Genomic DNA, 13,609 nt, shown 5'->3' with positions numbered 1-13,609 from the left:
CCGCACCGAACCCGAGGAGACCCCCGTGTCCCACCGTGCCCCGCACCGCCGCCCCCTGGCGGCGCTCGCGCTCGTCGCCGTCGGCGCGCTCGGCCTGGCCGCCTGCTCGACGCCCACCATCGCGAGCGGTGAAGCCGCCGAGACCACCGCCGCCGACGCGATCGACTGGTCGACCGTCGAGCCCGCGTCGCAGATCACCTGGTGGAGCAACCACCCCGGCGCATCGAAGGAGGTCGAGGAGGAGCTCATCGCGCGCTTCGAGGAGGCCAACCCCGAGATCGACGTCGAGCTCGTCACCGCGGGCGCCAACTACGACGAGGTCGCGCAGCGCTTCCAGGCCGCGTCCCAGACGGACGAGCTGCCGGACGTCGTCATCGCCTCCGACGTCTGGTGGTTCCGGTACCACCTGAACGACCAGATCCTGGCGCTCGACGACGTCTTCGAGCACCTCGACGCCGACACCGGCGACTTCGTCGAGGCGTTCTACGCCGACTACGAGTACGAGGGCCGGCACTGGGCGGCGCCGTACGCCCGCTCGACACCCCTGTTCTACTACAACAGGGACAAGTGGGCGGCTGCCGGCCTGCCGGACCGCGGCCCCGAGACGTGGGCCGAGCTGCAGGAGTGGTCGACCGCGCTCACCGCGCAGGTGCCCGCGGACTCGAAGCCGTTCGGCCTGGAGACCGGGCCGTCGTGGGCGGCCTGGTGGTTCGAGAACATGATCTGGGGCCACGGCGGCCAGTACTCCGACGAGTGGACGACGACGCTCGACACCCCCGAGGCGATCGCCGGCGGGCAGTTCCTGCACGACCTGTTCTACGGTGACGCCGCGTACGCGACGGTCTCCGAGGACTCGGCCGCGGACTTCGCGTCCGGTGTCGTCGCCGCGACCATCGGCTCGACCGGCTCGCTCACGGGCATCCTCGAGGCGTCGTCGTTCGAGGTCGGGACGGCGTTCCTGCCCGACGGCCCCGAGGGCGGCGGCGTCCCCACCGGCGGCACCGGCCTGGCGATCCCGGCGTCGAAGACGCCCGAGGAGCAGCTCGCCGCGGCGATGTTCCTGCAGTTCCTCACGGACACCGAGCAGACCGCGTACTTCTCGCAGAACACCGGCTACATGCCGGTCCGGACGTCCGCGATCGAGTCCCCGGAGATGACGGCCGTGTACGAGGCGACGCCCCAGTTCCGCACCGCCGTCGACCAGCTGGCCGCCAAGGCGCGCTCGCAGGACTGGATCCGCGTGTTCGTCCCCAGCGCCGACCAGGTCCTCACCGAGGGCATCGAGCAGATCGTCCTGCGTGGCGAGGACCCGGCCACCGCGTGGAGCTCCATCACGCCGAAGATCGAGACCGCCTACCGTGAGAACGTGGAGCCGTACCTGTGACCAGGGTCGTCGCGCACCGGGGGAACTCGTGGGTCGCGCCGCAGAACACGCTCGCGGCCTTCGAGGCCGCGGCGCGTGGCGGCGCGCACTGCATCGAGCTCGACGTGCAGCTCACGTCCGACGGGCACGTCGTGGTGATCCACGACGACACCCTCGACGCGACGACGACCGGGTCGGGGTGGCTCAAGGACACGACGCTGGCCGAGGTGCGTGACCTCGACGCGGGGTCGTGGTTCTCGCCCGCGTACGCCGGGCAGCGCGTGCCGCTGCTCGACGAGGTGATCGAGCTGCTGCTGCGGCACCCGTCGCTCGACCTGCTGTGCGAGGTCAAGGGCGAGTGGACGCCGGACGAGGCGGTCCGCGTGACCCGGCCGCTGCGTGCGGCCGGGCTGGCGGACCGGGTCGTCGTGCAGAGCTTCTGGCCCGGGACGGTCGGTGCGCTGCGCACCGCCGACCCGGACCTGCGGCGCGGGCTGCTGCTCGGCGACGTCGGCCCGGACGTGCTGGGCCTGTGCGCGGCGCTCGACGTCGTCATGGCCAACCCGCACGGCCTGCTGCTGCAGCAGGACCCGAGCCTGGTCGCCCGGCTGCACGACGCCGGGCTGCGGGTCGCGGTGTGGACGCTCGACGAGCCGACGGACTGGGCGGCGGCCGTCGCGCTGGGTGTCGACGAGATCATCACCGACCGCCCGGACCACCTCGCCGGCTGGTTGGCCGGCGGCGCGGTCTGACGGGTCCGGCCTGACCCGTCCCTCGCCACACCATCCAGCCCACCCACCCAAAGGGCGCGAGAGAGCAATCCAGTCGGCACGCGTGATGACTGGATTGCTCTCTCGCGGGTTTGTGGAGTGCTGGATCGCTCGCTCGCGGGGGTTCGGGGGTGCGGGTGGAGGGCTGGATTGCTCTCTCGCGGCGAGAGAGCAATCCAGCCCTGTCGGACGCTCGTCAGGGGGTCAGGCGCAGGTGGCCGTCATGCCCTGGCCGTTGCCCGTGCCCTGGAAGCCGAACTCGGTGGACTGTCCCGCCCCCACCGAGCCGTTCCACGGTGCGTTGGTGAACCGGACGCTGCCGCTCGTGCCGGCGTTGACGGAGCTCCACGCGTTGCTGACCCCCGCACCGGCGGGCAGGACGACCGTGGTCGTCCAGCCGTTGAGGGACGACGTGCCCGCGGAGATCCTCACCGTCGCGACGAAGCCGCCGTTCCACTGGTTGAGCGACACCGTCGCGGTGCAGCCGCCGGGACCCGCGGTGGGCGTCGGTGTCGGTGTCGGTGTCGGAGTGGGGGTGGGCGTGGGTGTCGGAGTGGGCGTCGGGGTCGGCGTCGGGGTGGGAGTGGGCGTGGGTGTCGGAGTGGGAGTGGGCGTCGGGGTGGGAGTCGGCGTCGGGGTCGGCGTCGGCGTCGGCGTCGGGCCGCTCGTCAGCGTCGGCGTCGTCCAGTCGATCCACTGCGAGAGGCTGCCGGCGGCGCGGCTCGAGATGCGCATCTGCCCGGACGGGTTGCCCGTGCCGACCAGGAACGCCTGGATGTTCTGCGTCAGCGGTGTGCGCCACTCGGGGCGGTTCGCGCAGTGCGAGCCGTCGGCGACGTCGGACCAGTACGTGATGTTGCTGCCTGCGCCGAGCGCCTTGTAGACCTCCGCACCGCCGAGCGCGGCGACGCTCGCGGACCGTGGGCCGAGGTTCGCGATGTGCGGGTTGTCCATGATGAACAGCCCGCGCGGTGCGACGAGCCCGACCATCTGGTGGGTGTCGACCGGCAGGTTGTTCGGGTTGCCGGTGTACGAGCCGAACGCGTCGCCGAACCACGGCTGCTCGCCGTACGCGCTGCTCAGCGACTGCGCGCCCTCGCCGGGGACGCCGCGGAAGATCGGCACGCCCGCGGTGCCGGACTCGATGGGCATCGTCAGGGCGATGCGCTGGTCGAAGACGCCGGCCACGAATGCGCCCTTGCCGAAGCGCGAGCAGCCCGTGACGCCCGTCGCGTCGCCCTTGAGGATCGACCCGCCGGACGCCTGGAGGACGTCGATGATGCGGCTGACGCCCCACGCCCACGCCATGAGCAGGCCCGTCTGGCTGTTCGAGCCGTAGATGTCGTAGAACGCGCCCTGCTTGTTGGCGCGGCCGGTGCCCTCCTTGCCGACGACGTACGGGTCGAAGCTGATGACGGCGGCGCCGGCGCTGCGGATGGTGGCGGTGTCGGCGCCGAACCCGCCGTAGACGACGACCGCGGGGTGCGGGCCGTTGCCGCTGGGCAGCGACACGTTCGCCGAGAAGCTGGTCGAGCGGCCGTTGTGCGACACGTTCACGGTGATCCGGGAGCTGGTGACGGTGCCCGTGACGCTCGCGGGCTTGCCGGGCTTCTCGCCGTAGACGAACTTCTCCGCGAGCCGCAGGGTGAGCTGACGCTGGCAGCGCCAGTCGGCCTTGGTGGCGATGCGGCTGCCGTCGAGCCGCTTGAACGGGTCCGGCAGCCGGGAGTTCGACTGTCCCGACGACGGGAGCGTCGGGACGGCGCAGTCGGCGCCGGCGTTCTCGACCGCCTCGACGAACGGGGCGGCCTGGGCGGGTGCGGCGTGGGGGACGACGACGGCCGCGACGGCGAGGGCGAGCGTCGCCAGGACGGCGACGGCGGGGTGGGACTGCGGACGGCCCATGGTTCTCACCGGGGCGCTCCCTCCGGGTGATGGGGGGAGCCGGGGGTCCTCGCCGTCGACGATGACGGGTCGAGTAGGGCCCGCTCCCGGGTCGGCGCCACTGTGCAAACGTTTTCCATGGGTCGTCAACGACCCGAAACCCTTCGCAGCCGACGCAACCGCTTCGCCTCGTGCGGGGCCGGTCAGCCCTCGGGCTGGCCCGCGAGCAGCCACCGGACGGCCCGCGTGGCGCCGTGCCCGGCGGCACGTCCGACGGCAGCCCCGGCGCGCGAGCGACGCAGCTCCAGCGCGTCGGCGGCCCACGGCGGCAGGGACTCGACGGCTCCCGCGGCGAGCGCGGAGTACCCGGCCCGGAGCGTCCACGGCACGGGGGGCTCGCGCAGCAGGAACTGGGCGGCGTCGAGCGCGGCGGGTGTCGCGCGCAGCACCGGGCGGTACCCCTCGATCGCGTCCTCGAGCTCGGCGACCGTCTCGGGTACGTCGACCGCGCCGAGGGCGCGGCCGATGCGGGCCGTCTGCGCGACGTACTCGTCAGCCCGCGCCGGGGTGAGCGGGTGCGCGCCGTACCGGGTGTGCGCGACGAGGAAGCTCTCGATCTCGGCGACGTGCACCCAGCGCAGCAGGTCCGGGTCGTCGGCGGAGTACGCGATGCCCTCGGGGCTGATGCCGCGCACGCGGCCGTGGATCGTGCGGACCGCGTCGATGGCGGCCTGCGCGTCGTCGGCCGTGCCGAACACGGTCGTCGCGAGGAACGTGCTCGTGCCCGCGAGCCGCCCCCACGGGTCGTCGCGGAAGTCGGAGTGGCTCGCGACGCCCGCCATCGCCGCCGGGTGCAACGACTGCAGCAGCAGGGACCGCAGCCCGCCGAGGAACATCGACGCGTCCGCGTGCACCACGCGCACCGCGGCACCCGGCTCGAACCACCGCGGGCCCGGCCGGTGGTGGATGCGCTCGCGGCTGCGGTTGCCGTGCGGGCCCGCGACGCGCAGGAACAGCGCCTCGCCGGAGCGGGCGCGCCAGCGTCGGACGGGTTCGGCGAGGGTCACGCACCCACGGTACGGACGTGACGCCCGGGCGTCGTCCCGAGTGGCGGAGGCCACCCGATCGGGCCCGGCCCGGACGTCCTCGGGTCCTCGTCCGGTCGTCGAAGCGCTACCCGGACCGGTCTCGGTCGCACACGCGCCGAGGAATGGTCGCAGATGAGTTCCGCGGGGGCGCGCGGTCGGCCAGGATAGGTGCGGACGCGCTCAACGACGAGGGGGACGCCATGGAGACCATCCGGACAGAACTGCCCACCGCCACCATCGCTGCGGTGCGGGCAACGGTGCCGATCAAGAAGCTCGGCGGGTTCTACGACACGGCATACACGCAGGTGGTCCGGGCCGTGGAGCGCGAGGGGTGGACGATCACCGGTCCCGCCCTCGGCTGGTACCACGGCACGGCCGACGAGTCCGTCGAGCTCGCGGCGGGGTTCGCGGTCGAGGGTGTCGCGCCGGGGACGTCGTCGCAGGGCGTCGACGTCGTCGAGATGCCGGGAGGGGCGGCCCTCGTGCTCATCCACACCGGCCCGTACGAGGGCCTGCACGACGCGTGGGCTCGCGTCGAGGAGGACCGTGCCGTGCTCGGCGTCGACGGCCGGGGCGACTTCTGGGAGGAGTACGTGACCGACCCGGCGCCCGGCGGCGACCCGGACGCCAACATCACGCGGCTCGTCCTGCCCCTGCGCCCCGACGCCTGAGGCGCGCCCTCGTGACGTCGGTCGCCGTCGGTCGGCGTCGACCGGCGTCGACCGGCCGTCATCCCTCGCCGCTGACCCGGCCCTCGAACAGGCCGATCTCGTTGCCGTCGGGGTCGACGAAGGACGCCCACCAGCTCGTCTCGTCGATCGGGCTCTTCGGCAGGCGGACCTCACCGCCGAGCTGCGTCGCCTGCGCCAGGACGTCGTCGATCGAGTCGACCTCGACGTAGCTCCGCGGGGCGGTGAAGCCGTCGCTGCGGGGGGCGAGGCCGCCGCCGCTGATCTTGTTCGGGGCCGACCACATCGGGTAGCCCTCGAAGCCGGGCACCTCCTGGATGTCCCAGCCGAAGAGCGTGCCGTAGAACCGTGACGCCGCGTGGACGTCCGCGACGGGGATGTCGATGTGCGTGATGTCGCCGTGGGCCATGGCCGTGCCTCTCGGGTCGAGTGAGGGCGGTGCGATGTCGTCCGATCCGACGCACCCAGGCTAGGGGCGACCACCGACAACGCGCAGGGTCGGTGCCATCCGGTGCGAGGGTCAGGTGGGGTGCTCTGCGTGCCGATACAAGGGTGAGAGACCGACGACGGTGTACGTTCGCACCCGCCCGGCACTCCTCGCCTGTGTCGGCACCACGACGACCCGGGGGGATGGAGGACGCGATGACCACGCTGCTACGGCTGCTGCTGCCGGACCCCCGCGTCGTGCGCGAGAAGCGGTCCGCTCCCGCGGCCCCCGTGCCGTGCGCGGCTCGGCCCGGCACACCGTTCCGCCACCTCGACGGCCCGTGCCAGTGCTTCTTCGGTGGGCCGGCGCCCGAGTTCCCTCCGACGGCCGGCTCGCCCGCCTGACGGGCGCGCGGCCGGCCCTGGCGTCCTCCGGACGGCAGCGACCCCGCGAACCGCACGCCCCCGTCGCCCCGCCGCTCACGGCTGCGGCGGGTCCTCCCCGACGAGCCCGTCGATCGCCTCGCGGAACAGGTCCGCGTGGCCGAGGTGGCGGGCGTACTCGGCGTTGAGGTCGACGAGGACGCGGCGCCGGTTGGGCTGCCCGTCGGGCCACTCGATGCCCGCCGGCTCGTCGAGCCCGCCGTCGGCCGTCAGGCTCGCCCACACGGCGCGGGACCGCTCGACGGCCGCCTGCCACCACCCGTACAGGTCGGCCGGGGAGTCGTCGGTGGCCGACCGCCAGTCCCAGCCGGGCCAGTCGTCCGGCGTCGTGGCGTTCCACGGTGCGCCGTACCCGCCGACGCCGAGCCAGCGCACCACCATGTCCTCCTCGACGAAGGCCAGGTGCTTGACCAGGCCGCCGAGCGTCATCTGCGACGGCGGGAACGGGCGGCGCAGCGCCTCGGCGTCGAGGCCGCCGACCTTCCACGCGAACGTCGCGCGCGTCCGCTCGAGCATGAAGAGCAGCAGGTCGACCTCGCCGGCGTCCAGCGCGGGCTCGTGGATGGAGGTGTCCAGTGCGGGCGGCCCCGGTGGGGTGGTCTCGGTCATGCGAGCGACCGTAGGGTCGGTTCCGGACGATCCGCTGCCGGTTCCACCCGCGAGCCCCGCGGGCCGGCCGTCCGCGGGGAGCGCGCCATGACGACGCACGACACCAGCCCCACGTCCCGCGCGCTGCTCGCGCTCGCCGAGCTGCAGGCCACCCCGGGGATCACCGCCGCGGGCCTGGCCGACGCCCTCGGGGTGTCCGAGCGCGCGGCGCGTCGCTACGTGGCGGTCCTGCGGGAGGCCGGGATCCCGGTGACGTCGGTGCGCGGCCCGTACGGCGGGTACCGGGTGGGACGCGGCGTGCGGCTGCCGCCCCTGGTGTTCGGTGCCGACGAGGCGCTGGGCCTGGTCATGGCGGTGCTCGACGGCCACCACGACGTGCGCGACCGCACCGACCCCGTCGCGTCCGCGCTCGACACGCTGCTGCGCGCGCTGCCGGAGCCGGTCGCCGCGCAGGCCACGGCCGTGCGCCGCGCCACCGCCGCAGCCCCGGACCGCGCCGCTGCCCGCCCCGACCCCGTCGTGACCGCGACCCTCGTGCAGGCGTGCGCGGACCACCGTCCCGTCCGCGTCCGGTACCGCTCGGAGTCCGGCCGCGAGTGGGACGCGGACGTGGACGCGTGGGCCGTCGTCGTCCGGCACGGCCGCTGGTACCTCGTGTGCCGGCGGCACGACGGCGACGCGGTGCGGACCTACCGGGTCGACCGTGTGCTCACGGCCCGCACCCTGGCGGGCACGGCCGCGCCCGCCCCGGACGTCGACCCCGTCGCCCTGCTCGAGGAGCACCTGGCGCAGGGCTGGGAGTACGACGTCGAGGTGCTGGTGCAGGCCCCGCTCGCGGACGTCGCGCGCGAGCTGCCGGGTGCGCTGGGGCGCCTCGACGCCCTCGACGCGACGACGACGCGCCTGGTCGGCTCCACGAGCGACCCCGTCTGGTACGCGCAGCAGCTCGCCGCCGTGCCCGTGCCGTTCCGGGTCGTCGGCGGCCCGGAGCTGCGGGCGTGCGTCCGCGACGTGGGTGCCCGGCTCACGGCGGCGACGGATCCGGACGCCTGACCTGCACCGATGCGGCACCACCCGATCGTGGCGTATCAGCGGCGGGCGGGCGCACTCCTGTCCGACCGACGCGATTGACGTGACGACGACAGGGAGCGTGTGTGGACGTGCCGCAGCAGACCGACACCGTGACGCCCCTGCCGACGCGAGCCCGGGCGCTCGCCGACGCGCTCGACGGGCTGGTGCCGGTGCACCTGCCGGGCACGGCCGAGCACGCGGCCCTGGCCGCGACGGTCAACCTCGCGCTCGCCCGTCGGCCCGCGCTCGTCGCCGCACCGCGCACGCCGCGCGAGGTCGCGCACGTCGTCCGCGCCGCGGGGGAGCACGGGGTGCCCGTCGCCGTGCAGGGCACGGGGCACGGCGCGTCGGCGGGCCTCGACGGCGCCGTCCTGGTCTCGACGGCCGCGCTCGACCACCTCACCCTGCTGCCGGCGCTGGGCAGCGCGCACCTCGGTGCGGGCGTGCGGTGGGCGCAGGTCGTGGCGGCGGCCGCGCCGTACGGGCTCGCCCCGGTGTGCGGGTCGGCGCCGGGCGTCGGCGTCGTCGGCTACCTGACGGGCGGCGGTCACGGGCCCCTCGCGCGCACGCTCGGCGTGTCCTCGGACCGGGTGACGGCCTTCGACGTGGTCACCGGCGACGGGGTGCTGCGGCGCGCGACACCGACCGACGAGCCCGACCTGTTCTGGGGGCTGCGTGGCGGGCGCGGCGCGCTGGGCGTCGTCGTCGCCGCCGAGATCGACCTCGTCGACCAGCCCGAGCTGTACGCGGGCGCCGTGTGGTTCGCCGACGTCGACCGCGTCGTGCAGGTGTGGGCGCGGTGGGCGACCCGGCTGCCGGCGCAGGCCACGACGTCGCTCGCGGTCATGCGCCTGCCCGCGCTGCCCGGGGTCCCCGAGGCGCTCGCGGGCCGGCCGACCGTCGCCGTGCGGTTCGCCTGGACGGGGGACGCGGCGTCGGGGGCGCGAGTGCTCGCCCCGCTGCGGGCGGCGGCACCGGTGCTCGTCGACACCGTCGACGTGATGCCGTACGCGGCGATCGGCACGGTGCACGGCGACCCCGACGAGCCGATGCCGACGCACGAGTCGCACCTGCTGCTCGAGGACCTGGGCCCGGAGCCGGTCGAGCGCCTCGTCGAGCTCGTCGGCGCCGGGTCGTCGTGCGCGCAGGTGGTGGTCGAGGTCCGGCACCTGGGCGGTGCGGCGTCGCGGCAGCCGGCCGTCCCGGACGCGGTGCCGTCGCGTGCGGCGACGTGGTCGCTGTTCACCGTCGGCCTCGCGGAGCCGGGGACGGCCGACGCGGTCGCGGTCGCCGCCGACACCGCCCGGATCGCCCGCGGCCTGGCGCCGTGGACGCGGCCCGGCGGGTTCCCCAACTTCGCGGCCGGCCACGGGCGGGTCTGGGCCGAGCGCGTGTACCCGGCGCCGACGCGGTCACGCCTGGCCGAGCTGTCGCGTCGGTACGACCCGGACGGCGTCCTGCTGGCGGGCCACGCGTTCCGCACCCCCTGACGGGCGGGCCCCGCGCGGGTCTGCCTCTCTCACCGACGACCTCGTCCTTCGGCGGCTCTCCGCCCCCCGGGTAGCCGCCGAAGGTCGAGCTCGCCGGACCGGGTGCGGGTGAGGGTGGGGTCAGGGTGGCGGGAGGAGGGCCGAGGTGGCCGCCGTGCGGAGGGCCGCCGCGACGGCGTCCAGCGCGGCCGTGCGCAGCGCCCACTGCTGCCAGAGCAGCGGCACGTCGACGACGTCGGCGGTCAGACGCACCAGCCGTCCGGCGCGCTCGTCGTCGTCGGCCTGCTGGCCCGGGAGCATGCCCCAGCCGAACCCGAGGCGCACCGCCGCCGCGAAGTCCGCGGACGCGGGCACCAGGTGCCGCGGTGGACGTGCCGGGTCGACGCGCCGTCGTCGCAGCCAGCGGTCCTGCAGGCGGTCGGCGGCGTCGAACACGACGACGGGCGCGACGGCGAGCGCCGCGGGACGCACGCCGTCGTCGCGCCACGCGTCCCCGAACCACCGGGCCGCGAACGCGGGCGTGGCCATGGGCCGGTACCGCATGACGCCCAGCGGCTCGACCGTGCAGCCCTGCACCGCGACGGCCTGCGACGTGACCGCGCCCATGACGGAACCGTCGCGCAGCAGGTCGGCCGAGCGGTCCTGGTCCTCGCGCACCAGGTGCAGCGCGACGCGCCCGGCGAGCGGCGCGAGCGCGGGCAGCACCCACGTGGTCAGGGAGTCGCCGTTGACGGCGAGCGTGACCTGCGGGACGGCGGCGTCACCCGTGAGGTGGCGGGTGGCGTCGGTGGTGAGGGCGTCGAGCTGGCGGGCGAGGCGGACCAGCGGTTCGCCCGCGGCGGTGGGGCGGACGGGCCGGTCGCGGCGCAGCAGCACGGCGCCGGCGGTCTGCTCGAGGGCCTTGATGCGCTGGCTGACGGCCGACGGCGTCACGTGCAGGGCGCGCGCGGCGGCGTCGAACGTGCCGAGGTCGGCGACGGCGGCGAGCGCGCGCAGCTGCCCGAGGTCCCAGTCACTCATGCAGCAACGCTAATGGTCCGTGCAGAACCTTCGCTGGTCTGATGAGCCGCCGCCGCCTAGCGTCGGCGGCATGTGGTCATCAGCGGTCGCCGGCCTGGGGTTCGGGCTCGCCCTCATCGTCGCGATCGGCGCGCAGAACGCGTACGTCCTGCGCCAGGGGCTGCGACGCGAGCACGTCGGCCTCGTCGTCGCGATCTGCGCGGTGTCCGACGCGGTGCTCATCGCGGTCGGCGTCGCCGGCGTGGGGACGGTGATCGCGTCGAGCCGCCCGCTCACCGTCGCCATGACCGTCCTCGGTGCGGTCGTGCTGCTCACGTACGGCGCGCTCGCGGCCCGTCGCGCGATCCGGGGTGACGCCACCCTCGTCGTCGAGACGCCCGCCGACCGGACCATGCCTCCCCGTCCGGCCCTCGAGAACGTGACCGGTGTACCGGTCGCGGCCGCAGCCCATGCCGACCGGAACCTGGCTCCCGGTTCGAGGGTCGGGACCGTGACCGGTGTTCCGGTCGCGGGGGGTGGGGGCGCCGGGGCGTCGTCCGGGCATCCGGTGTCACTCGGTGCGGTGGCCGCGACGGCGCTCGCGCTGACGTGGCTCAACCCGCACGTGTACCTCGACACCGTCGTGCTGCTGGGATCCGTCGCGACGGGGCACGGGGACGCGCGGTGGTGGTTCGCGGCGGGTGCCGCGCTCGGCAGCGTGCTGTGGTTCACGGGTCTGGGCTTCGGTGCCGCGCTGCTGCGGCCGGTGTTCGCGCGGCCGACGGCCTGGCGCGTCCTCGACGCCGTGATCGCGGCGGTCATGGTGACGATCGCGACCGGGCTCGTTGTGGATCTCCTCACATCGTGACGCGGACGGCGTCTTGTCGACGCGACGTCGATAAGATGTCGACACCGCGTCAACAAGATGCGGGCCGTCCGTCGAGAGGCCTCCACCTGTGTTCCTCGCCCTGCGCGAGCTCACCTTCGCGCGTACCCGGTTCGGACTCATGGGCGCGGTCGTCGCGCTCATCGCGGTCCTCATGGTCCTGCTGTCCGGCCTGTCGTCCGGCCTCGTCGTCGACGGGGTCTCCGGTCTGCTGCGCAGCCCCCTGGACGCCGTCGCCTTCGAGGGCGGCACCAAGACGGACTCCGCGTTCACCCGCAGCGTCGTCACGTCGGACGCGCGCGACGCCTGGGCCGCTCGCGACGACGTCGCGGACGCCGAGCTGCTCGGCACGGCCATCGTCAACGCGAAGAACGAGGACGGCACGCCGGTCGACCTGACCCTGCTCGGCATCGAGCCCGGCGGGTTCGTCGAGCCCGCCACCGGTGAGGGTCGCGCGCTCGCCGACGAGGGCGAGGTCGTCCTGTCGGTCTCCGCCCGCGACGAGGGCGTCGAGATCGGCGACGTCCTGACGATCGACCGTGTCGGCACGGAGCTCGAGGTCGTGGGGTTCACGCAGGACCAGCGCACGTTCGGGCACGTCGACATCGGCTTCCTGCACCTGCGGACCTGGCAGGAGATCCACTCCGCCACCCCGCCCGGGCAGGCCGCACCCCCCGAGGCGTACGACGCCGCGAGCGTCGTCGCGCTGCGGGGCGTCGACGGCACCCCCGACCTCGCCGCCGGCGACGCGACGGCCGGCACCGACGGCCGCACCATCGCCGAGGCGTTCGGCTCCTCGCCCGGCTACACCGCCGAGATCACGACGATGCAGCTCATCCAGGGGTTCCTCTACGCCATCTCGGCGCTCGTCGTCGGCGCGTTCTTCACGCTGTGGACCGTGCAGCGCACGCGCGAGCTCGCGGTCATGCGGGCCATCGGCGCATCGACCCGGTTCCTGCTGGTCGACGGGCTCGCGCAGGCCGCGATCATGCTCGTCGCGTCCGTCGGCCTCGGTCTGGGCCTCGGCCTGGGGCTGGGCTCGCTGCTCGTCGGGACCGGCATGCCGTTCGAGCTCGAGGCCGGACCCATCGCGCTCGGCGCCGCGCTCCTGCTCGGCCTCGGCCTGGTCGGCGCAGCCGTCGCCACCGCGCGCATCGCCCGTGTCGACCCCCTCACCGCGCTGGGAGAGAACCGATGACCACCACCACCACGACCCGTACCGGTCTCGCGCTGTCGAACGTCACCCTGACGTTCGGCGACGGCGACACGCAGGTCACCGCCCTGGATCACGTCGACCTCACGGTCGCACCGGGCGAGATCGTCGCCGTCGTCGGACCGTCCGGCGCGGGCAAGTCGAGCCTGCTGGCCGTCACCGGCGGCCTGACCCGACCCACCTCGGGGTCCGTCGTCGTCGGCGGGACCGACCTCGCCGTGCTGTCCGGCGGCGCGCTCGCGCGCTTCCGGCGCGAGAACCTCGGATTCGTCTTCCAGTCCGGCAACCTCGTGCCCGCGCTCACGGCGATCGACCAGCTGCGGCTGGTCGAGAAGATCACCGGCCGCCGCGCCGCGACCCCGCCCGAGCAGCTCCTCGCCGCGGTCGGCATGGCCGATCGCGCGGACCGACGTCCCGGGAAGCTGTCGGGCGGCGAGCGGCAGCGCGTCGGCATCGCGCGGGCGCTCGTCGCGTCACCGTCCGTGCTGCTCGTCGACGAGCCGACCGCGGCGCTCGACCGACGGCGCAGCCACGAGATCGTCGAGCTGCTCGCGCGGCAGACCCACGAGTTCGGGGTCGCTACGGTGATGGTCACCCACGACCATGACGTGCTGGAGCACTGCGACCGCGTGCTCGAGATGGTGGACGGGCGCCTCGGCACCGTCTGAGCAAGGAGG

The 13,609-nt window shown here is 74.6% G+C and carries 14 protein-coding genes; 9 read left to right on the top strand and 5 right to left on the bottom strand.

Features of this window, described 5'->3' with window-relative positions; all coding sequences use genetic code 11:
* Positions 1 to 25: 25 nt before the first annotated feature.
* Together OKX07_RS19600 and OKX07_RS19595 are read left to right on the top strand one after the other, a co-directional pair.
* On the top strand, positions 26 to 1,384 hold the full coding sequence (locus OKX07_RS19600; RefSeq protein WP_265629678.1) for an ABC transporter substrate-binding protein: 1,359 nt from the start codon (positions 26 to 28) through the stop codon (positions 1,382 to 1,384).
* The gene (locus OKX07_RS19595) at positions 1,381 to 2,115 is read left to right on the top strand and encodes a glycerophosphodiester phosphodiesterase (RefSeq protein WP_265629677.1); all 735 of its coding nucleotides are present in this window, start codon (positions 1,381 to 1,383) and stop codon (positions 2,113 to 2,115) included. Before OKX07_RS19600 ends, OKX07_RS19595 begins: the two co-directional genes overlap by 4 nt.
* A 222-nt stretch (positions 2,116 to 2,337) precedes the next feature.
* Here the strand turns inward: OKX07_RS19595 and OKX07_RS19590 are convergent, their stop codons facing one another.
* Together OKX07_RS19590 and OKX07_RS19585 are read right to left on the bottom strand one after the other, a co-directional pair.
* Complete coding sequence (locus OKX07_RS19590) at positions 2,338 to 4,038, bottom strand: cellulose binding domain-containing protein (RefSeq protein ID WP_265629676.1); 1,701 nt, start codon at positions 4,036 to 4,038, stop codon at positions 2,338 to 2,340.
* Positions 4,039 to 4,220: 182 nt separating this feature from the next.
* Positions 4,221 to 5,084, bottom strand: coding sequence for an oxygenase MpaB family protein (locus tag OKX07_RS19585; RefSeq protein WP_265629675.1), 864 nt, complete (start codon positions 5,082 to 5,084; stop codon positions 4,221 to 4,223).
* A gap of 221 nt (positions 5,085 to 5,305) precedes the next feature.
* Here OKX07_RS19585 and OKX07_RS19580 point away from each other — a divergent pair, with 221 nt between their 5' ends.
* On the top strand, positions 5,306 to 5,776 hold the full coding sequence (locus OKX07_RS19580; RefSeq protein WP_265629674.1) for a GyrI-like domain-containing protein: 471 nt from the start codon (positions 5,306 to 5,308) through the stop codon (positions 5,774 to 5,776).
* A 58-nt stretch (positions 5,777 to 5,834) separates the two neighbouring features.
* Here OKX07_RS19580 and OKX07_RS19575 read toward each other — a convergent pair whose 3' ends face one another.
* Positions 5,835 to 6,203 (bottom strand): VOC family protein, encoded by a 369-nt coding sequence (locus OKX07_RS19575; RefSeq protein ID WP_265629673.1) that lies wholly within the window; start codon positions 6,201 to 6,203, stop codon positions 5,835 to 5,837.
* 233 nt (positions 6,204 to 6,436) lie between these two features.
* Between OKX07_RS19575 and OKX07_RS19570 the strand changes: the two genes are divergently transcribed.
* The gene (locus OKX07_RS19570; RefSeq protein ID WP_265629672.1) at positions 6,437 to 6,625 is read left to right on the top strand and encodes a hypothetical protein; all 189 of its coding nucleotides are present in this window, start codon (positions 6,437 to 6,439) and stop codon (positions 6,623 to 6,625) included.
* A gap of 75 nt (positions 6,626 to 6,700) precedes the next feature.
* Here OKX07_RS19570 and OKX07_RS19565 read toward each other — a convergent pair whose 3' ends face one another.
* Positions 6,701 to 7,273, bottom strand: coding sequence for a DinB family protein (locus OKX07_RS19565; RefSeq protein WP_265629671.1), 573 nt, complete (start codon positions 7,271 to 7,273; stop codon positions 6,701 to 6,703).
* Positions 7,274 to 7,360: 87 nt separating this feature from the next.
* On the opposite strand from OKX07_RS19565, the gene OKX07_RS19560 reads away from it, so the two are divergent.
* Positions 7,361 to 8,326: a helix-turn-helix transcriptional regulator gene (locus OKX07_RS19560; protein ID WP_265629670.1), complete on the top strand. Its 966-nt coding sequence runs from the start codon at positions 7,361 to 7,363 to the stop codon at positions 8,324 to 8,326.
* Positions 8,327 to 8,433: 107 nt separating this feature from the next.
* Entirely contained in the window at positions 8,434 to 9,834 is a 1,401-nt protein-coding gene (locus OKX07_RS19555) for an FAD-binding oxidoreductase (protein ID WP_265629669.1), read from the top strand.
* Between the two features lie 120 nt (positions 9,835 to 9,954).
* Here the strand turns inward: OKX07_RS19555 and OKX07_RS19550 are convergent, their stop codons facing one another.
* Positions 9,955 to 10,854 carry an ArgP/LysG family DNA-binding transcriptional regulator gene (locus OKX07_RS19550; RefSeq protein WP_265629668.1) on the bottom strand — a complete coding sequence of 300 codons (900 nt, stop codon included), beginning with the start codon at positions 10,852 to 10,854 and terminating at the stop codon, positions 9,955 to 9,957.
* A 70-nt stretch (positions 10,855 to 10,924) separates the two neighbouring features.
* Here OKX07_RS19550 and OKX07_RS19545 point away from each other — a divergent pair, with 70 nt between their 5' ends.
* The 3 genes from OKX07_RS19545 to OKX07_RS19535 all read left to right on the top strand — a co-directional run bounded on the left by OKX07_RS19545 (position 10,925) and on the right by OKX07_RS19535 (position 13,600).
* On the top strand, positions 10,925 to 11,701 hold the full coding sequence (locus tag OKX07_RS19545) for a LysE/ArgO family amino acid transporter (protein ID WP_265629667.1): 777 nt from the start codon (positions 10,925 to 10,927) through the stop codon (positions 11,699 to 11,701).
* Positions 11,702 to 11,789: 88 nt separating this feature from the next.
* Complete coding sequence (locus OKX07_RS19540; protein WP_265629666.1) at positions 11,790 to 12,917, top strand: FtsX-like permease family protein; 1,128 nt, start codon at positions 11,790 to 11,792, stop codon at positions 12,915 to 12,917.
* A complete protein-coding gene (locus tag OKX07_RS19535) occupies positions 12,914 to 13,600 on the top strand; it encodes an ABC transporter ATP-binding protein (RefSeq protein WP_265629665.1) in 687 nt (228 codons plus the stop codon). Before OKX07_RS19540 ends, OKX07_RS19535 begins: the two co-directional genes overlap by 4 nt.
* Positions 13,601 to 13,609 lie beyond the last annotated feature (9 nt).

Origin of the sequence: Cellulomonas sp. S1-8 (assembly GCF_026184235.1) — a bacterium.
Classification (GTDB): domain Bacteria; phylum Actinomycetota; class Actinomycetes; order Actinomycetales; family Cellulomonadaceae; genus Cellulomonas.
This window is presented reverse-complemented; position numbering and strand designations above follow the sequence as displayed.